Consider the following 17,831-nt stretch of genomic DNA (forward strand, 5'->3'; position numbering starts at 1 on the left):
CCAAAAAGAGCGTGCCGAGGCTGGGAACCGATGTCGACACCCGATCAAGATATACCGCGCGTAACGCGGCTGCTCAATCGTCTGGCGGCTCGCCGGGCAACGTTCGGCGGCCGTATAACTGCATTCCTGTCACAGCCCGACCCACGTACCATCGGCAGCTTCGCCCGGGGCCGGCAGCTTTGCGCCGGGAACTTCCTGTTTGCGGGCACCCTTGTGCGGGACTCCGAAAAGTCGCCGTGGGATATCCACCCTCCGGACACTGCTTTTTCCCGAGAAGTACATGGCTTTACATGGCTGGACGACCTTGCGGCAGCCGGGGATGCCAAGGCACGTTCCTGTGCGCAAGACTGGCTCTGGCGCTGGATCGAACTTTATGGGCGCGGGCGTGGCCCCGGCTGGACACCTGATCTTGCAGGGCGGCGCGTCATCCGCTGGATCAATCATGCGATTTTTTTGCTGTCGGGCCGAACACAGGCGCAATCCGATCTATTTTTGCGATCGCTCTCGCAGCAAACGCAGTTCCTTGCGCGGCGTTGGCGTGCAACCGCACCCGGGCTTCCCCGGTTCGAGGCTCTGACCGGCCTTGTCTACGCCGGCCTTTCCCTTGAGGGGTTATCGGCGAATGTAGGCCCGGCGTCGGTCGCCCTGGCCCGTGAGTGCGCGCGTCAGATTGATGAACAGGGAGGTCTGCCGACCCGAAACCCTGAAGAACTGCTGGAAGTCTTCACGCTGCTGACCTGGGCCGCCGAAACCTTGACCGAGGCCGGGCAAAACCCCTTGCCCGCGCACTGGACGGCCATCGAACGCATCAGCCCCACGCTGCGCACCCTTCGCCATGCCGACGGCGGGCTTGCCTGCTTTCACGGCGGAGGGCGGGGAATTGACGGTCGGCTCGATGCCGCGCTTGCGGCAAGCCAGATAAAAGGGCGCCATGCAAACGGCCTGTCCATGGGGTTTGCTCGGCTCAGCGCGGGGCGCAGCTCCCTGATCATCGACGCCGCCGTTCCACCCCAAGCGAAGGCGTCTGCCAGCGCGCATGCCTCCACACTCGCGTTTGAATTGACGGCAGGGCGGCGGCCGTTGATCGTGAATTGCGGTAGCGGTGCCACTTTCGGTACTGCCTGGCGTCGCGCCGGACGGGCCACGCCGTCACATTCGACCCTTGTGCTTAACGGCCAATCCAGCAGCCGCCTCGGGAAGGGACCGCAAAAGCAGGACTATCTGGTCGAAGGCCCCCGGGACGTTCCGATCAGGGTGAACCACGCGCCGGATGGCCTGACATTCGAAGGCGGTCACGACGGTTATGTCCGGGGATACGGACTTACACACGTGCGCAAGCTGGAAATGACGTTTGACGGACGCGGCATCGCGGGCGAGGATATGCTTCTTGCCTTGGAGGACTCAGACAAAAAGCTTTTTGATCGTGCCATCGATGCGATGAAGCTAAGGGGCGTTCCGTTTGACATCCGGTTTCACCTGCATCCCGATGTCGATGTCTCTGTCGATATGGGTGGAACTGCCGTCTCGATGGCGTTGAAAAGCGGTGAAATATGGATCTTCCGAGGTGATGGCAGCACCAGCCTGTCCGTAGAATCAAGCGTTTATCTGGAATCCGGCAGGCTGAAGCCACGTGCGACCAAACAAATCGTTCTATCCGGCCGCGCAATGGAGTATGCGACGCGCACAAGGTGGTCACTGGCCAAACCGCAGGACTCTCCGATCGGCGTGCGCGATCTGGCAGAAGACGGACGAAAACCAGTGGCGCTCAGTTGAACGATACCCATAGACTGCCACAAGGACAGGTTGCCCAATGACCGATCTCGCCCCCCTGCGCCGCGCGCTGCTTTCCGTTTCCGACAAGACCGGTCTGGTCGATTTGGGCCATGCGCTAGCCAAACGCGATGTGGAGTTGCTGTCCACCGGCGGCAGCGCCAAAACGCTGCGCGACGCGGGACTCGACGTAAAAGATGTGGCCGAAGTGACGGGCTTTCCAGAAATGATGGACGGACGCGTCAAGACGCTCCACCCGATGGTGCATGGCGGGCTTCTGGCGCTGCGCGACAATGACGACCACCGGGCATCGATGGACGAGCACGGCATCGGCCCCATCGACCTGCTGGTGGTGAACCTCTACCCGTTCGAGGAAACCGTCGCCAAGGGCGCCGACTATGACACCTGCATCGAGAATATCGACATCGGTGGCCCGGCCATGATCCGCGCGGCGGCCAAGAACCACGCCTTCGTCAACGTCGTCGTGGATGTTCAGGATTACAAGGCCCTGCTGGCCGAGCTGGACACCCATGATGGTCAGACAACCTATGCTTTCCGCCAAAAACTGGCGCTCAACGCCTATGCGCGCACCGGCGCGTATGATGCCGCCGTCTCGGGCTGGATGGCCGGAGCCCTGAACGAGACCGCTCCGCGCCGCCGCGCCGTGGCCGGACAGCTGGCGCAAACCCTGCGCTATGGCGAGAACCCGCATCAAAGTGCGGCGTTCTACACCGACGGCTCCGCCCGTCCCGGCGTCGCGACGGCACAACAGGTGCAGGGCAAGGAACTCAGCTACAACAACATCAACGACACCGACGCAGCGTTTGAGCTGGTCAGCGAGTTCGCCCCCGTCGACGGCCCCGCCTGCGCCATCATCAAACACGCCAACCCCTGCGGCGTGGCCCGCGCCAGCACGCTGAAAGAGGCTTACATGCGCGCCTTTGACTGCGACCGTACTTCAGCCTTCGGCGGCATCATCGCGCTGAACCAGCCGCTTGATGGCGCCACCGCTGAAGAGATTGCCGGCATCTTCACCGAAGTGGTGATCGCGCCTGGCGCCGACGACGACGCCAGGGCTGTTTTCGCCACGAAGAAAAACCTACGCCTGCTCACCACCGATGGCCTTGCCGACCCGGCCCAGGCCGCGTTGATGCTCAAGCAGGTCTCGGGCGGCTACCTCATGCAGGACAAGGACAGCGGGCAGGTGTCGGCGGACGACCTCAAGGTTGTGACCAAGCGCGCGCCGTCGGACCAGGAAATGGCTGACATGCTGTTCGCCTGGAAGGTCGCCAAGCACGTGAAATCCAACGCCATCGTCTACGTCAAGGATGGCGCGACCGTGGGCGTCGGCGCGGGCCAGATGAGCCGCGTCGACAGTTGCCGCATCGCCGCCCGCAAATCGCAGGATATGGCTGCGGAGCTGGGTCTCTCCGCGCCGCTCACCCAGGGCAGCGTGGTGGCGTCCGACGCGTTCTTTCCCTTTCCCGACGGCTTGCTGACAGCCGCCGAGGCCGGCGCGACCGCAGTAATCCAACCGGGCGGTTCTATGCGTGACGACGAGGTGATCGCCGCCGCCGACGAGGCCGGGCTCGCCATGGTCTTGACCGGCATGCGCCATTTCCGGCACTAAGAACCGAAACGATAAGCGGCCGGCACATGCAAGCGGGCCTTGAAGGAGAGCAGTATGCGCACGCTTGCGTGGGTCGCGGGTATCATTTTCGTACTCGATCAGATCACTAAATACTGGATCGTCCAGATCCTGGACCTCAAGACAGTGCGCTCGATCGAGGTCCTGCCGCCCTATCTGAACCTCGAAATGGCCTGGAACACCGGCATCAACTTCGGCGCCTTCGCCGGGGCCAGCCCCTGGATCTGGATTGTGGTCGCTCTGGTGATTGTAGGGGCGGTTTTGTGGTGGGTCTGGACCGACCCGCATGGCCGCTGGCAGCAGATTTCGGCAGGTCTTTTGGTGGGGGGGGCTCTCGGCAACGTCATCGACCGCCTTATCTACGGCGCCGTTGCGGACTTCCTGAACATGTCATGTTGCGGCTTCACTAACCCGACCTCGTTCAACGTAGCCGATATCGCGGTTTTCATTGGTGCCTTTGGCATGGTAATCTTCAGCTCGGACAGTAAAAAGGCGGCGTGACGTTCCGGAGCGAATAGGGTAAGTCTGACGGAACGGAGCAGGAGTGGGCAATGAAACTTCCGGCGATTTTGGTCTTGACCCTCGCGATGGCGGTCTCCGCCTGTGGTGGTCGTGACAGGGACATCACGCTTTCGCGGATCAAGAACACGGGCAACGGACCCGAAGAGTTCAACATCGTCCCCGGAAAGCCTCTCCAGGCTCCTGATAGCTATCGCGCCTTGCCCGCACCCACGCCTGGCGGCACCAACATCACCGACCCCACACCGCGCGGTGACAGCGTGGCCGCGCTTGGTGGCAATCCCGCTGCGCTGGCCAACACCGGGATCGGACGCGCCGACGGTGGCCTCGTGAACTATGCCAACCGATTCGGCGTCGTGCCGGGCATCCGCCAGACCCTCGCGCGCGAGGATGTCGAGATCCGCCGCCAGCGCGGCCGTGTCAACATCCTGAATATCGGCAGGAATGATGACTATAACCTCGCGTATAAGCGCCAGTGGCTGGATTCGAGCGCCGAGGCGACTCGCTTGCGCCGGATCGGGGTTCCCACACCCTCATATCCGCCGGCTGGTACAAGGCGCTGACACCAGCCGACCGCTCACAACAAGGTCAGAACTGTTGAATCGTCTCGTGGGCGGCGTATCTACCCTGCAATGTGTTCGCATTCTTTAAGGGAGTCCCCCATGCGCAATTGGCTATCCGGCGTGTGCCTTTTCGTTATGTCTGCCGCATCGGCCGCAGCTGATGACATGGTCACCACGTTTTCACTGAAAAACGGCATGGATGTCGTCGTCATCGAGGACCACCGCGCACCTGTCGTGATGCACATGGTTTGGTACCGCGCAGGCTCCGCTGATGAGAACCCGGGGGTCTCGGGCGTGGCGCATTTTCTCGAGCATCTCCTGTTCAAGGGAACCAAGAACATGGCACCGGGAGAGTTCTCTTCCACCGTTGCCCGCAACGGGGGTTCCGACAACGCGTTTACGAGCTATGACTATACCGCCTATTTTCAGCGCGTGGCCGCCGACCGGCTTGAGCTTATGATGAAGATGGAAAGTGACCGCATGGTCAACCTCCAGCTCGACGAGGAAGACATCCTGACAGAGCGCGATGTCATCATCGAAGAGCGCAACCAACGGATCGAAAACAATCCATCCGCCCTGTTCCGTGAGCAGCAAGGCGCAGCACAGTACCTCAACCACCGCTATGGCGTTCCGATTATCGGCTGGCAGCACGAGATGGTTGATCTGTCGCTTGCCGACGCGCTGGACTATTACAAGACCTACTACGCCCCCAACAACGCCATCCTTGTTGTTGCAGGAGACGTAACGCCCGACGAAGTGCGCGACCTTGCCCAGGAATACTATGAACCCATCCCGGCCAATCCGACGCTGCCCGAACGAAACCGCCCGCAGGAGCCGCGCCAATTGGCCGAGCGACGGATACTCTTTCAGGACGCTCGCGTTGCGCAACCATACCTTCAACGGTCCTACTTGGCTCCCGAGCGGGATTCTGGCGACCAAAAGACCGCGGCGGCCCTGACCATCCTGGCCGACGTATTGGGCGACGGCACCACCTCGATCCTTAACGAGAAGCTCCAATTCGACACACGCACGGCTGTCTATACCGGAGCGTACTACGGCGGCACGGCGCTGGATGACACGACGTTCAATCTTACGGTCGTACCCGCACCCGGCTTCACCCTCGAACAAGCCGAGCAGGCGATGGATGATGTGATCACCACCTTTCTTGAAGACGGCTTCAACGCGGAACGCCTCGAGCGGATCAAGACCAGCATCCGCGCAGCGCAAATCTATGCGCGCGACGATGTCGGCTCCTTGGCCAACCTCTATGGTCGCGGCCTGACTCAGGGGCTGACGGTCGAAGATATTCAGTCTTGGCCCGATATCCTTCAGGCCGTAACGGAAGAGGACGTGATGAAAGCCGCACGTGACCTGTTCGCTCAGGACAACAATTCCGTCACCGGCTACATTTCTGCAGAGGAGGTGACCCAATGAACCGCCTTGCCGCAATCATCTTGTCTGCTGTCGTTCTGCTGGCCGGGCTCCCGGCCAGCGCCGAAGTAGATATCAAGGAGATTACCACACCGGGCGGTATCGACGCGTGGTTGGTCGAAGATCATTCGATTCCCTTCGTCGCTCTCGAATTGCGCTTTCGCGGGGGTACGTCGCTGGATGCGCCGGGTAAACGTGGCGCCGTCAACCTGATGACCGGTCTTCTCGAGGAAGGTGCCGGAGACCTGGACGCTCGGGCGTTCTCCCGTGCAACCGAAACGTTGGCCACCTCGTTTTCCTATGACGCGGGACCCGACTCGCTAGGGGTGTCAGTCCGGTTTCTGACCGAAAATCGCGAAGCCTCGATGGCGCTTTTGCGCGATACCCTCATCAATCCGCGCTTCGACGAGGAAGCGATAGAGCGGGTTCGCGCGCAGATCATCTCGATTATCCAGTCGGATGCGAAGGACCCTCAGGAAATTGCTGGCAACAGTTTTTCCTCACTCGTCTACGGCGACCATCCTTATGGCAGCGATGAAAATGGAACTGTTGAAACCGTATCTGCACTGACCCGTAGCGACATTGTTGAAGCACACGCGGCAACCATGGCACGCGATCGGCTCTATGTCAGTGCCGTGGGCGACATCACCAGCGAGGAACTGTCGGCGCTGCTCGATAAGCTCTTGTCGGATCTGCCCGAAACCGGCGCGCCGCTGCCCGACGACGCCACGCTCAACCTGCCAGGTGGCATAAAGGTGGTGGATTACGATACCCCGCAGTCTATCGCTCTCTTTGGCCAACCCGGCCTGGAACGGGAAGACCCCGATTTCTTTGCGGCTTTCATCCTGAATCACATTCTTGGTGGCGGCGGTTTTGAAAGCCGGCTGATGACCGAAGTCCGGGAAAAAAGGGGGCTGACCTATGGCGTCTATTCCTATCTCGCAGATCGGGATGATGCCCAGGTCTGGATGGGCAGCGTCGCGTCCGCCAATGACCGTGTGGCCGAGGCGGTTGAAGTTATCACCGCCGAATGGAAGCGCTTGCGCGAGAACGGCGTCACTGAAGAGGAACTTGAAGACGCCAAGACCTATCTCACGGGCGCCTATCCCCTTCGGTTTGATGGGAACGGAACAATAGCCAACATAGCCGTTGGAATGCAGATGGACGGCCTTGGCACGGAATACATCGCCAACCGCAATGACAAGGTGAACGCGGTCACATTGGAGGAGATCAATCGGGTCGCCCGTGAACGTCTTAATCCCAACAGGTTAACGTTCGTTGTTACAGGTCAACCAGAAGGATTGACCGGCACGAGTAACTAAAACCTGGCGAGGAAACTGAGATCCGGATTTTGACAAGCCGACCAGTTATGGGAAGTGATGCATAAAAAAACGGTTTTACCAAGCTCAGACTTTTGAGGTTGAGCATGCGGCATCACAGTTGATCGATCGAAAGTGTATCGCTGGGTTCAGAAGTTCGGGCCTGAGCTGACAAAGCGACGCTAAGCGAAATAGCAACAATCCGGACCATCAAACTTGGCTAAATCCATCACAAGCAAACAGGCGGTATTGGCGAAGTCGCCTTCATCGGCGGCTTCTTCAACGCCGCCGCATAACTTCTGGTGACACGAGGGCCTGCACTTACACTCTTCGGGCGAATGCAAAAGTCCCGTCAAAACAACTCGATTACATCAGTGATGTCGTCGAATTCGAGGATTTTGTTGAGACAGCTCAGAATCCTATCGCAATCCGCACTGGAAAAACTTTTTGCAGACTGAAATAGACAGTCGCGAAACTTGAAGTTCAGCTCTTCTTCCGTGAGAGGGTTGCCCGGACTGCCTTTTGTCTCTGCAATCCGCGTTTGGAAACTACTTCCGTTTTTAAGCACGATTTCCATTTCAACGGGAACAACGCTGGCGGCGTCCATTTCAAACTCTTCCACGGAAAACCTTTTGGCCAGACCGATAACATCTTTTCTTTCCAGTATTTTAATCTTTTCGAAATCATCAATTTTCGGCCAACCCTTCGTGAAAGCCAGTGCAGCCGTGTATTGCGCACTGAACTGAGCATCTACTGTGGGGTTATCTCGAATGACGAAGGTGTGACCGATCTGGCCCATCGATTGAGGCGGTAAGAAAATCGTCCCACTTTCGATATCTTGCCATTTGAAGCCATGCTTGGCGCTCAGATGGAGGGCCGCATCGATAACTGGATGGGAGCAACGGCAGCAGGGGTATGGCTTCACACTGACATTCGCGGTCTCAAAATCGAGACCTATGCGGTCGAGCAAGTGCGTCGGGTCACATTGGCCGTTCGCATACAATTCTCGCAATCCAAACTGACCGTCTACGATATTCTTCGCTCCTGTGATGCCACCGGCAGCAAGGAATGCTGATTGAACACCGGCCGAAGAGCTGAAGCCGGGTTGGATTCTCTTGGCCAGAACTCCGTCAACCAAACCCTGTCTGTTTGCATGAATTTGAGAGTACGCCAAGCCGAACGCGTTCGACATTGAATCTCGGTCAAGTTTCAACAATCGTCCACATGCACCGGCGCAGGCGAATGGCCCCCATAGGGTTGTCGGAAGCCAGCCCACATGAAGGTGGCGGATAAAGGCCATGCCTAGCCGATTGGAGATATCCAAGCCTATGGCCAGCGCTGCAATAAACTCTCGGCCGCTGATTTTTCTGGAACGAACCCAGCTCGGCTTGCCGAAGCTTTCTGGAGGTTTCAAAACTTCACACGTAGCCAGAAGTGCGGGAACCAGGGTGACACAGCCGTGGTTCACAGCATCATCGTGTGTATCATCGAAATCGTTGGCGTGACCCATTGCCGAGTTGATCAGCGCTGCAGAGAGAGGGCTGGTTTTTTCCCCGAACGAAAAAACGGTGGCGTGGCCACTTCCTCCCCAGAAGGCCAATGTTTCCCGTAATTCATTGATCCCTCTGGCGCTACTGCCTGCAAGAATGCACCCCATGGTGTCGGTAAAGAGGTCCGCCGTATGTTTCAAAACGGCTTCGGGTACATTTCTGCTTTCAAACGTTGCTGCATACTCGATGAGAGGAAGGATAGAGTCTTTATCGCGCGCCGATGCCGATTTCATGATTGCGCCCCGTGGAGTTTGCCATTGGCCAAAACAATAAGCTTTGCGTTGTAGTCTCCGCACCTTTCAGGCTGTTTGCGTTTACTTTTGGTATGCGATGTCCATGCACAGATCTTCGCAGGCGGGATGAGAACGCTGGACAAGATTTTCCGCCGCCAAACTTGGCTGATTTCTTGCTTCCGGTCTGCTGCGCCTTGTGGCATCGATCTCACCTGCAATCCGCCAACTACCTGTAAACATAGATTGGACTGGTCCAGGCACGGGTGCCGTCTTCCTGCGTGAGACGGATATAGATTGGATTGTCCCCATCGTCTTTCAGCATGATCTTGCGGGCGAAGCTCAGCGCGCGGTGGGAATTTTCATCCGGCAGGCGGAACACTTTCACGAAGCGCGGAAGTTCGCCCGATACGTCATATATCGTGTCTTCCAATCCGATCTCGGCAATCTTCTGTTCGAAGGACACCAGCGGCGTCTGCAACTTCAGGCTGCCCGAATCCTCGTCGGCGAGCGATATGTCAAATCCGCCGTAGTTCCCCGTGGTCAGAGCCTTCCAGGACAAGCTATTTCCATCGACTCCCAATGACTTGTCCCGGTTCAGGAAATTTAGTGGCGTTGCATCGGTGACCGCGTTGCCGGAGACATCGGCTGAACCATCCCAGATAACCTCGCGGAAACGCCCGCGATACTCTGCCCCTTCCCAATGAACCCGGATACGACGGCCTAGGTCGTCTTTGCCATAAGGCCGGACCGTCTCAGCGAGTTCCAGACCGTTGAAGATGTCGACCCGTTCAATTGGCGCCGTTGTTTCGATTGAAACGAACAGTTCCATCTCGCCCGAAGGCAGGTGCACGATATCACCCATCATCGCGCGATCCGCTACGGTCCCTTCAGCATTCTCAAACAGCGATGGATCATCGTGATAGAGCAGACCATTTTCCGTGAATCGGCCTTCAAGATCCACAATCATTCGCCCGTTTGCGCCACCTGTCGTTCCGTAGTGATGACGCTTGCGCTGGCAGTCCAACAAAGTCTCGCGGTCCAGTTTGTCCATCAGAAAACAGGACAACCCGCCAATCGCTCCAAACTTGCCGGCACCGGGATAAGAGGCGCCCGGCCTTCCTTTGTGTCCGTCAGAATTGGTGACGACCCCCACGCGATATCCCAGCCGGAAGGCGTCATGCAGAATCCACTCGAACGTACCCCACGACGAATGCACCTCGACCGACCGCTCGAAACGCCCGTCATGCGCAACAGAGATGTCCGCGTAACGGCCGCCACAATGGGCATACATCACCACGTCCCACTCACCGGCGTCGGCAAGGTCCGCGAACAGTGCTTCGCAGGTAAGTGCGTCCGAACCGTTTACGTCGCCGCCCTCGATCAGGGCGTGGGACGAGCGTCGGATCGTCCGGTTGTCAGTCGGAAAATAGACGTTGCGGTCCCCTCCGAGCGACGTGTTCCCCGACCACTCGTATCCCGGCAGCGCCACGTAGGTGCCGGGCTGATCATAGGTAGCGGTTAGGCGATTAAGCTCAGACCAGAACGCATCCGTGATCTGGAAGTCGTTGCCCTGATGCCCGCAGGCATCGACAAAGGCCAAGTCGCGGGCAAAGCTGAAATACTGGTCGGCCGAACCCGTGCCGATGGTTTCCTCGGATTGGCCGTGCATGTCGCCCCAGAAATGGATCAGGTCGGTGTCCTCGATCAGCAGGGGGTTCGTCTCGGCCACCACCGAGCCTTCCGCGTCCTTCAGGCGGACCGAAACACGGCCCGGATTTGTTACAGACAGCCCGTCGATCACTGTCGCCCGCTGGCCACGTGCCATTTTGACCGTTTCGGGCAGGCCTTCTATCTGGCCGTCCGCCTCGATGGTCAGCGTCGTATCGCACTTGTCGGACGGGTTGCCCCATGCATCCTCGCCCTTCATTTTCAACGCAAATGCCTGCCCCACGCGCCGCCGGGTCGGAAGCACGGCGACATACCGTTCCGGCGCACCGGGCACGATCGCGATCATCGGCTGCACCGGTAGAGGCTGGAAATTGAACGTCGCGATCGGGTCGGCCAACACGCGAAACTCGAACGTGTCCTCGCAGAAGGTCTGCAACCGCATCCCCGGGCCACCGTGATCGGTCACACCAAACCGCACGGTAATGGTTTCGCCTTCGGTCAGGTACCCCTTGACCACCTTGATCCAGAGCGTGCGGTCCCACGGACGCACATTGGCCTTGGGGTCCCATCTGACCTGCAGCACAGCGCCATTCGACGCCTCGACCACAGTGTAGTTCGCCCCCTTCGGGTCGTCGAACTGCGGATTGCTCTGGTCCGATGCAAACCGGAAACAGATTCGCAGACTGCCGGAGTCGTCGATACCGTAGAGCCCGGCCGTGTAAGTCAGGGTAAAGGACGCGTAGGAGCCTGCTTCGAAATCTCCGTCAGGTGTGATTGACGCGGCGCCGAGCTGATCGAGGGGAATCGCGTCGCGCACGACCCCGCTGTTCATGTCGGTCCAGGGTGTGGCAGAGTCAGTCGCAGACATGGATTACGTCCTTTGCTTTTTGTTCTGTTGAGCTTGGGAGGCGTCGATCTAGCCGAAGGTCTCGACAAGGAAGGTTGAGAGGGGGGGGTAATAGCTGATCAACATCAAGTCGAAGGTCAGCACCAAAATGAATGGCCAGACATTGCGGACGATATCCTCGATCTTCACGTCGGTTATCGCCGAGGCTATGAAAAGGTCGACACCCAACGGCGGCGTGACGGTCCCGATGGACAGGTTCACCACCATGATGATGCCGAACACCAGCGGATCGATCCCGAAGGTCATCGCAGCCGGGTAAAGAATTGAGGTAAATATCACGATCGCCGCGGCGGCGTTCATCATGCAACCCACCACCAGCAGGAAGATATTGACGAACAGGATATAGATGACTTGTGTGCTCGCGGTCTCCGCAAGGTACTGCGATATCCCCTGCGGGATCTGGTTAATGGTCAGCAACCATGCAAAGACATGCGCGCTGTTCATGATGAACATCACGACCGACGACGACAGCACCGCCTTGAAGAACGCGTTGTAAAGCGCCTTCACCTTCAGCTCGCGAAAGGCCAGGCCAACGACAAGCCCATAGGCCACTGCCACGATGGCGGCTTCGGTCGGGGTAAAAACGCCGCCGTAGATCCCGGTCAGGATGATGACCGGCATCATCAATGGCCAGAAGGCGGATTTGAACGACGCCAGCACTGCCCCGCCGCCCTCGAAAGGAACCTTCTCGATCTGCGGTTCGCGCTTGGTCATCAGGTAGTTCAGGATCAGCATGCTGATACAGATCAGCACCCCCGGCAGGAATCCGGCCAGGAACAGGTCGGAAATCGATACGCCCGTGACCACACCGTAAAGGATCAGCAGGATCGACGGTGGAATAATCATCCCCGTCACGCCCGCTGCGGCAATCGTTGCCGCGATGAAGGCAGGGCGATAGCCTTTCTCCGTCATCGGGTCGTTCATTACGCCCCCGATGGCCGCGACCGTAGCCGCGTTCGAGCCCGACAGCGCAGCAAAGAAGCTCGATGCCAAGATCGCTACCGCGCCCAGCCCGCCGCTCATGTGACCGACCAGCGACTGCGCAAAATTCACCAGCCTCCGCGACATGCCCCCGGTGGACATGACCTCGCCGGCAAGGATGAAGAAGGGAATCGCCAGCAAGGGGAAAGAGTCGTTCGATCCCACGATCTTGAGCGCGACGATCTCTAGGTTGATGCCGCTGACCAGAAGGCCCGCCACGGTCGCCAGACCGAGTGCCACCGCGATCGGCACCCGCAGCGCCATCAACACGACCAGCGTTACGAATATGGATGCGATAATCATGATCTGGTCCTTTACCTGGATCGTCCGCGGGACGGCGTCAGTGATCGTCGGCCGACAGGTCGGCCAAGGGCAGGGTTGCCTGTTTTACAAGCTGTTCGAGCGTGAACAGGATGCCGAAGGCCGCTCCTGCCGGGGCCGCGGCGAAAAGCCAGATCAGCGGGATCTGCATCGCCGGTGATATCTGGCTCGCGGCGCTCTCTGCCGCATGCCAGCCGGTGTAAAAAACAACCGCAAGGAAACCGATCACACATAGCGACGAGAACACAAGTGCACCGCGCATCAAGGGCGCCGGAAGGCGCTGCACAAACACCCCGATGGCCGCGTGTATATTGCGTCGCAACCCGATGGCCGTGCCCAACGCGACCAGCCAGACGAACAGATACCGGATCAGCTCGTCAGGAAAAGAAAGCGAGTCCTGAATGACGAACCGGTACCACACAGTCAGCACCCCCAGCCCCAGCATTACCGCAAAGGCCAGGACGCAGGCCGCCGCCAGAAGTTTTTCAGTCGAGTCCATGAGAGTTTTCAGACCGCTCATCTCAATCAATCCTTCCTGTGTTTCCAGCGGCGGACCGGCTTACTCTGCGTTCACCACAGCGTCGATCAGGTCTTGGCCCAGGCGATCGCTGTACTCTTCCCAGACAGCCGACATCTTGTCCTGAAAGGCTTGGGACTGCTCTTGGGTCAGACGGGTCACGACCATACCGTCCGCTTCCATTTCTGAAAGCAACTCGCCCTCGACACGATTGATCTCTTCGCGCTCCCAGGCCTCGGTCTCCTTGGCGACGCTGGCGATCAGCTCCTGCGTCGCTTCGTCGAAGCCCGCAAACTTGCCGTCATTGATCAGGAACATGATCCCGGCCCACTGGTGGTTCGAAAGGGTGATGTTGCCCTGCACCTTGTCAAAGCCGAAAGCGCGGACATTGCCGACGGGATTGTCCTGACCATCCACGGTGCCCTGTTGAAGGCCGGTGAAAACCTCCGATATCGGCATCGGGGTTGAATTCGCGCCCAGTGCATCGAACGTCGCGACGTTTAGCGGGTTGTTGATCACACGAAACTTGATGCCCTGCATATCTTCAGGTGCTTCGACCTTGGTGTCGCGCGTGGTGATTGTACGAAACCCGCTTTCGTACATGGCAAGGGTTCGAATGCCGATCTTCTCTCTCATGTCCTCGAACATGGATTGGCCGACCTCGCCGTCCGACACAGCATAGGCATGCTCGCGATCGCGGAACACAAAGGGCAGATAAAACACGTCGAGTTTGGGGTAGAAGCTGGCGACGTTGGTCGTCGGCACCAGCGCGATGTCTACCACGTTGACGCGCATCGCCTCGACCAACTCCTTGGACGACCCGATGGTCGAATTCGGGAACACCTGAACGGTAATGTTGCCATTGCTACGCTCTTGTACCGTATCGGCAAAACGCTGAGCGCCCTGCGCCAGAGGATGCGACTCGTTGTAGGGATGGCCGAACTTAAGTGTCATTTCCGGGAAGTCGGCAGCTATGGCCGGACCGTTCAGCGCAAGGCTCGTCGCGACCACCGCCACGGCAGATCGGATCATCCGGCGGAAAGTGCGCAATGCTGCGGGATGGCGTTCTTGAGGAGGATAGTACATTGGAAAGCTCCCTGTTGTGTACATTCGTTTCTTTTATTAAATCCCGCCTTGTCCACGGCGGTTACTTCCGCCGCGCCGGGTTGGGCGCGGTGTCTAGAAATTCCATCTCTCGGTCGCTCGGGGGAACAAAGGCGCGCTGCCAGATAACTGGCGTCTGACGAAACGTTTCGCTGCGGATCGTCAGAGTCAGACCGGTCACACCGAAAGGCATGTTGATCCGTCGTGTGACCCTTGGGGGAAATGTGCCGCAAAGCATCGTTTGCTCAGTATGCACCGTGGGCGTATTCAGCTTGTCGGCAAGCAAGTCGCGCACTGAGACCCCATCGAGATCTGACGGCTCCATCGCCAGAAGATCAGGAAACCGCGAGGCAGGCAGGTAAAGCTCACTGAAAATTTCAAACTCACGGTTGACGCTTATCAGCCTCTGGATTTTGACGTATCCTTTTGACTCGCTCTGCAGAAAACGGGACCACGGGCCTTGAGCCTCTGTGTGCTCGATGCTCTCGGTTTCGAAGAAAACCGGCAACAGGTCGCCATTTTCTTCCGACCTGAATCGGAAGTGACGCAGATGTTCATCTGGAGGACGGACGCCAGACACGAAGGTTCCGGACCCATGCACGCGCACTACGGCACCCATTGCCGACAAATGCCTCAACGCGTGCTGTATAGTACCGAGACTGTATCCAAGCTGCGCCACCAGCTGACCTTCGGACGGAAGCTGATCGCCCGGCCGCAGATCTCCTTTTTCGATCTGATCAAGAAGGATTTCACTTGCCAGTTTATACTTGGCCTTGCGACGCCCCCGCACTTCAGCTTCCTGCATATGATCGTCTCCTTTTCCCTCTTCTATATAGTATTACGCGATTCCCACAAAACTCTTATAGATTTCGACCACCTTCCAACTCAAAGCCTGGCAAAATTTGTGCAGAATTTAAGTCATATGCAATTTTTTAAAGCGATACTCGTGCGTGAAGACTGACAGACTCCGGCCACGCCCCGTCGAAAAAGCTCCTTGATGTAGCTCAAATAAACGAAAATTCGTAATTTCAGAGAATATACGAGAGCGAATCGGCCAGATTCCCTTGATACCTATATATAACTTTACGATCTGACTCGGATCTTGCCTTTGGTGCGCTCCGCCTACCTTCGGCATCGCGCGCGCAGGACTGATGAAGGCACGTCCGGCCTGCGTGCACTGGAACGTACGTGAAGAATTCCGCGATCAGCTTCCAGGTATCAAGACAGCACTGTCGCGCGACGAAGGGCAGTTACGCCATAATAAGAGCGGCCTCCCGAAACGAGTGACGCGCTCCAAGTTCGGCCTATAGCCTTTGCATTTCCGGCGTCGCACGATCCGGCAGAAGGTGATTTAGCGGCGACGGTGGAGAGTTTTGGGTTCAGCACAGCCTGAACTTGGCATGGCTTGATCCGGAGAGATTTCACCTTCATGCGCCCCCCAAGTTCTTTCACTCCCCAGTGACAGTTCACTCTGCGCCCGGAAGGTAGTCACATTCCGAAAACACCCGCTTGGTGCAGACAGCACAGATTGACGGAGATATCTCTACTATAACCGATGACAGGGCATCCCCCTTGGAAATATGTAGATGGTCCTCGCCGATCTCCTCGATAACGTGAAAGCGACGCAGGCATTCCAATAAGGGCGGAAACATTGCAACTATATGGAACGTACCACCCTGGGCGCGGGTATCACGGATCGCGTGTATCAGAAAATCCGCCCCTGCTAGGTCTATCTTGCCGACCCCCTTCAAGTAAAAAATGACGTGCTTCTGCTCCGGGCGTTGTGTGCGAATGGCTTTCCACTCAGCCTTAACATGCTCGACCGATCCGAAATAAAGAGGACCGTCCAGCCGGACGGTCACGACCTGAGGACATTCAGGCAACCCCAGCAAAACCGCATTTCGAAACTTCCTGCGCCCGTTGGCCGCCTCAACCGGCGCGCTGACCAGAAGCGAAGGATGCGCGCTCTCGTAAATAAACACCGAAAGCGAAGCGATGACTCCGACATAGATCGCATAATCCAGTTCCAGGAACAGCCCCGAAGCCAGCGTCAACACCAGGATTACCGCTTCGGGCCGTGATTTCGTTACGATATGGCGGACCTCCTTGCGATCTATCAACCGCCACGCGACATACAGGATCAAACCTGACATCGCCGGTTTCGGAATGACCGTCATGTAGCCTCCGAAAGCTACGAGGATTGCTGCCAAAAACAGGCTCGCTGATATCGCCGACAGCGGCGTTTTCGCTCCGGCCTCCGCATTCACACCCGAACGCGTGAAGGAACCCGACCCCGCATAGCACTGGAACAGGCTTCCAACGGTGTTTGACAGTCCCTGTGCCACGATCTCCTGGTTCGGAGCGAAGCTCTCTCTCCGCCGTAGTGCAAAGGTGCGTCCTATCGAGATGGCCTCAAGCAAGCCTACCAGCGCCACGGCCGCGGCACCGGGCGCCAGCAGCACCACGTCCGCCCAAGTGATATGCGGCGCCGAAAAACTCGGCAGCGCAGCGGGGATTGCCGACAGCATCTCGACCCCCTTTTCCTCGGCACCTATCGTCGCAGCCAGACCGGCACCCACAAACAGCGCGATAAGGAACCCTGGCGCGCGCGGCAGAAAAGTCTGGAAAACGGCGACCGTCACGAAGGTCGCGCCGGAAATCAACAACGCCACAATGTTCATCTCGTGCGTCGACTCGGCCAAGCGCACCAGCCGCTCGACGACGTTGCCGCCACTCTGGATCGACACGCCCAGAGCACCCGCAAGCTGACTCACGCCGATCAAAAGCGCAGCGGCGGCAGTGAAAGCAACGATCACGGAATGAGACACGAAGGACACTAGCCCGCCGAGCCTCGCCAGACCGGCCATGATTTGGAAGATTCCGACGAGCAGGGTCAGCAGCAGGGCGAGTTCTACGAACCGCGCACTGCCTGGTTCTGCCATTCCGTCCAGCGTCGCGAACAACAGCGCGGAAATCGCGGTCGTCGGGCCCGAGACCATCACCATTGAAGACCCGAATAGAGCCGCGACAACTGCGGTCACCATCGCAGTATAAAGTCCGTATTCCGGCGGCAGCCCGGCAATCGTGGCAAAGGCCACGCCCTGCGGCAGAACAATCGCCGCATTGGTGAGCCCGGCCAGAATGTCGGACTTTACAGTAGACCGAGTGCTGGCACGCAGCCACTCCACAGCGGGTAGAACGGAAAGTCTCTTCATAGGGTCAATCGTCGGACCTCAAAGGTCTGTCGGCCACGGTTCGAGCGTGGCGTTTCGAGATGTCTGAACGACTCGGAATACAACC

Annotated in this window: 13 protein-coding genes; 6 read left to right on the plus strand and 7 right to left on the minus strand. The window is 58.3% G+C overall.

What is annotated here, in order from left to right; genetic code table 11:
- Nucleotides 1-30 precede the first annotated feature (30 nt).
- The 6 genes from RBB18_RS04065 to RBB18_RS04090 all read left to right on the plus strand — a co-directional run bounded on the left by RBB18_RS04065 (nucleotide 31) and on the right by RBB18_RS04090 (nucleotide 7,253).
- Nucleotides 31-1,773: a heparinase II/III family protein gene (locus RBB18_RS04065; protein ID WP_306110285.1), complete on the plus strand. Its 1,743-nt coding sequence runs from the start codon at nucleotides 31-33 to the stop codon at nucleotides 1,771-1,773.
- Between the two features lie 37 nt (nucleotides 1,774-1,810).
- Nucleotides 1,811-3,400 carry a bifunctional phosphoribosylaminoimidazolecarboxamide formyltransferase/IMP cyclohydrolase gene (purH, locus tag RBB18_RS04070; RefSeq protein ID WP_103762716.1) on the plus strand — a complete coding sequence of 530 codons (1,590 nt, stop codon included), beginning with the start codon at nucleotides 1,811-1,813 and terminating at the stop codon, nucleotides 3,398-3,400.
- 54 nt (nucleotides 3,401-3,454) lie between these two features.
- Complete coding sequence (gene lspA / locus RBB18_RS04075) at nucleotides 3,455-3,919, plus strand: signal peptidase II (RefSeq protein WP_103762715.1); 465 nt, start codon at nucleotides 3,455-3,457, stop codon at nucleotides 3,917-3,919.
- 50 nt (nucleotides 3,920-3,969) lie between these two features.
- Nucleotides 3,970-4,500: a DUF3035 domain-containing protein gene (locus tag RBB18_RS04080; protein WP_103762714.1), complete on the plus strand. Its 531-nt coding sequence runs from the start codon at nucleotides 3,970-3,972 to the stop codon at nucleotides 4,498-4,500.
- Between the two features lie 99 nt (nucleotides 4,501-4,599).
- On the plus strand, nucleotides 4,600-5,934 hold the full coding sequence (locus tag RBB18_RS04085) for a pitrilysin family protein (RefSeq protein WP_103762713.1): 1,335 nt from the start codon (nucleotides 4,600-4,602) through the stop codon (nucleotides 5,932-5,934).
- Nucleotides 5,931-7,253: a pitrilysin family protein gene (locus tag RBB18_RS04090; RefSeq protein ID WP_306110286.1), complete on the plus strand. Its 1,323-nt coding sequence runs from the start codon at nucleotides 5,931-5,933 to the stop codon at nucleotides 7,251-7,253. Before RBB18_RS04085 ends, RBB18_RS04090 begins: the two co-directional genes overlap by 4 nt.
- Before the next feature lie 349 nt (nucleotides 7,254-7,602).
- On the opposite strand, the gene RBB18_RS04095 is transcribed toward RBB18_RS04090, so the two are convergent.
- The 7 genes from RBB18_RS04095 to RBB18_RS04125 form a co-directional block, all read right to left on the minus strand.
- Entirely contained in the window at nucleotides 7,603-9,033 is a 1,431-nt protein-coding gene (locus tag RBB18_RS04095) for an MmgE/PrpD family protein (protein WP_103762711.1), read from the minus strand.
- Nucleotides 9,034-9,259: 226 nt separating this feature from the next.
- Nucleotides 9,260-11,569 carry a hypothetical protein gene (locus RBB18_RS04100; RefSeq protein ID WP_306110287.1) on the minus strand — a complete coding sequence of 770 codons (2,310 nt, stop codon included), beginning with the start codon at nucleotides 11,567-11,569 and terminating at the stop codon, nucleotides 9,260-9,262.
- A 48-nt stretch (nucleotides 11,570-11,617) separates the two neighbouring features.
- A complete protein-coding gene (locus RBB18_RS04105) occupies nucleotides 11,618-12,892 on the minus strand; it encodes a TRAP transporter large permease (protein ID WP_306110288.1) in 1,275 nt (424 codons plus the stop codon).
- A gap of 37 nt (nucleotides 12,893-12,929) precedes the next feature.
- Entirely contained in the window at nucleotides 12,930-13,430 is a 501-nt protein-coding gene (locus tag RBB18_RS04110; protein ID WP_103762708.1) for a TRAP transporter small permease, read from the minus strand.
- 39 nt (nucleotides 13,431-13,469) lie between these two features.
- On the minus strand, nucleotides 13,470-14,444 hold the full coding sequence (locus tag RBB18_RS04115; RefSeq protein WP_306110289.1) for a TRAP transporter substrate-binding protein: 975 nt from the start codon (nucleotides 14,442-14,444) through the stop codon (nucleotides 13,470-13,472).
- 130 nt (nucleotides 14,445-14,574) lie between these two features.
- Entirely contained in the window at nucleotides 14,575-15,336 is a 762-nt protein-coding gene (locus RBB18_RS04120; protein ID WP_103762706.1) for a GntR family transcriptional regulator, read from the minus strand.
- Between the two features lie 661 nt (nucleotides 15,337-15,997).
- Nucleotides 15,998-17,746, minus strand: a complete 1,749-nt coding sequence (locus tag RBB18_RS04125; protein WP_306110290.1) for a SulP family inorganic anion transporter — start codon at nucleotides 17,744-17,746, stop codon at nucleotides 15,998-16,000.
- Nucleotides 17,747-17,831: the final 85 nt, after the last annotated feature.

Source organism: Roseovarius sp. MMSF_3298 (assembly GCF_030733705.1).
Classification (GTDB): domain Bacteria; phylum Pseudomonadota; class Alphaproteobacteria; order Rhodobacterales; family Rhodobacteraceae; genus Roseovarius; species Roseovarius confluentis.

What these genes read in the sequence shown, in the direction of transcription:
- purH (WP_103762716.1), top strand. Translation starts at nt 1,811, where the DNA reads ATGACCGATCTCGCCCCCCTGCGCCGCGCGCTGCTTTCCGTTTCCGAC.
- RBB18_RS04065 (WP_306110285.1), top strand. Translation starts at nt 31, where the DNA reads ATGTCGACACCCGATCAAGATATACCGCGCGTAACGCGGCTGCTCAAT.
- lspA (WP_103762715.1), top strand. Translation starts at nt 3,455, where the DNA reads ATGCGCACGCTTGCGTGGGTCGCGGGTATCATTTTCGTACTCGATCAG.
- RBB18_RS04090 (WP_306110286.1), top strand. Translation starts at nt 5,931, where the DNA reads ATGAACCGCCTTGCCGCAATCATCTTGTCTGCTGTCGTTCTGCTGGCC.
- RBB18_RS04100 (WP_306110287.1), bottom strand. Translation starts at nt 11,569, where the DNA reads ATGTCTGCGACTGACTCTGCCACACCCTGGACCGACATGAACAGCGGG.
- RBB18_RS04120 (WP_103762706.1), bottom strand. Translation starts at nt 15,336, where the DNA reads ATGCAGGAAGCTGAAGTGCGGGGGCGTCGCAAGGCCAAGTATAAACTG.
- RBB18_RS04125 (WP_306110290.1), bottom strand. Translation starts at nt 17,746, where the DNA reads ATGAAGAGACTTTCCGTTCTACCCGCTGTGGAGTGGCTGCGTGCCAGC.
- RBB18_RS04085 (WP_103762713.1), top strand. Translation starts at nt 4,600, where the DNA reads ATGCGCAATTGGCTATCCGGCGTGTGCCTTTTCGTTATGTCTGCCGCA.
- RBB18_RS04105 (WP_306110288.1), bottom strand. Translation starts at nt 12,892, where the DNA reads ATGATTATCGCATCCATATTCGTAACGCTGGTCGTGTTGATGGCGCTG.
- RBB18_RS04080 (WP_103762714.1), top strand. Translation starts at nt 3,970, where the DNA reads ATGAAACTTCCGGCGATTTTGGTCTTGACCCTCGCGATGGCGGTCTCC.
- RBB18_RS04095 (WP_103762711.1), bottom strand. Translation starts at nt 9,033, where the DNA reads ATGAAATCGGCATCGGCGCGCGATAAAGACTCTATCCTTCCTCTCATC.
- RBB18_RS04110 (WP_103762708.1), bottom strand. Translation starts at nt 13,430, where the DNA reads ATGAGCGGTCTGAAAACTCTCATGGACTCGACTGAAAAACTTCTGGCG.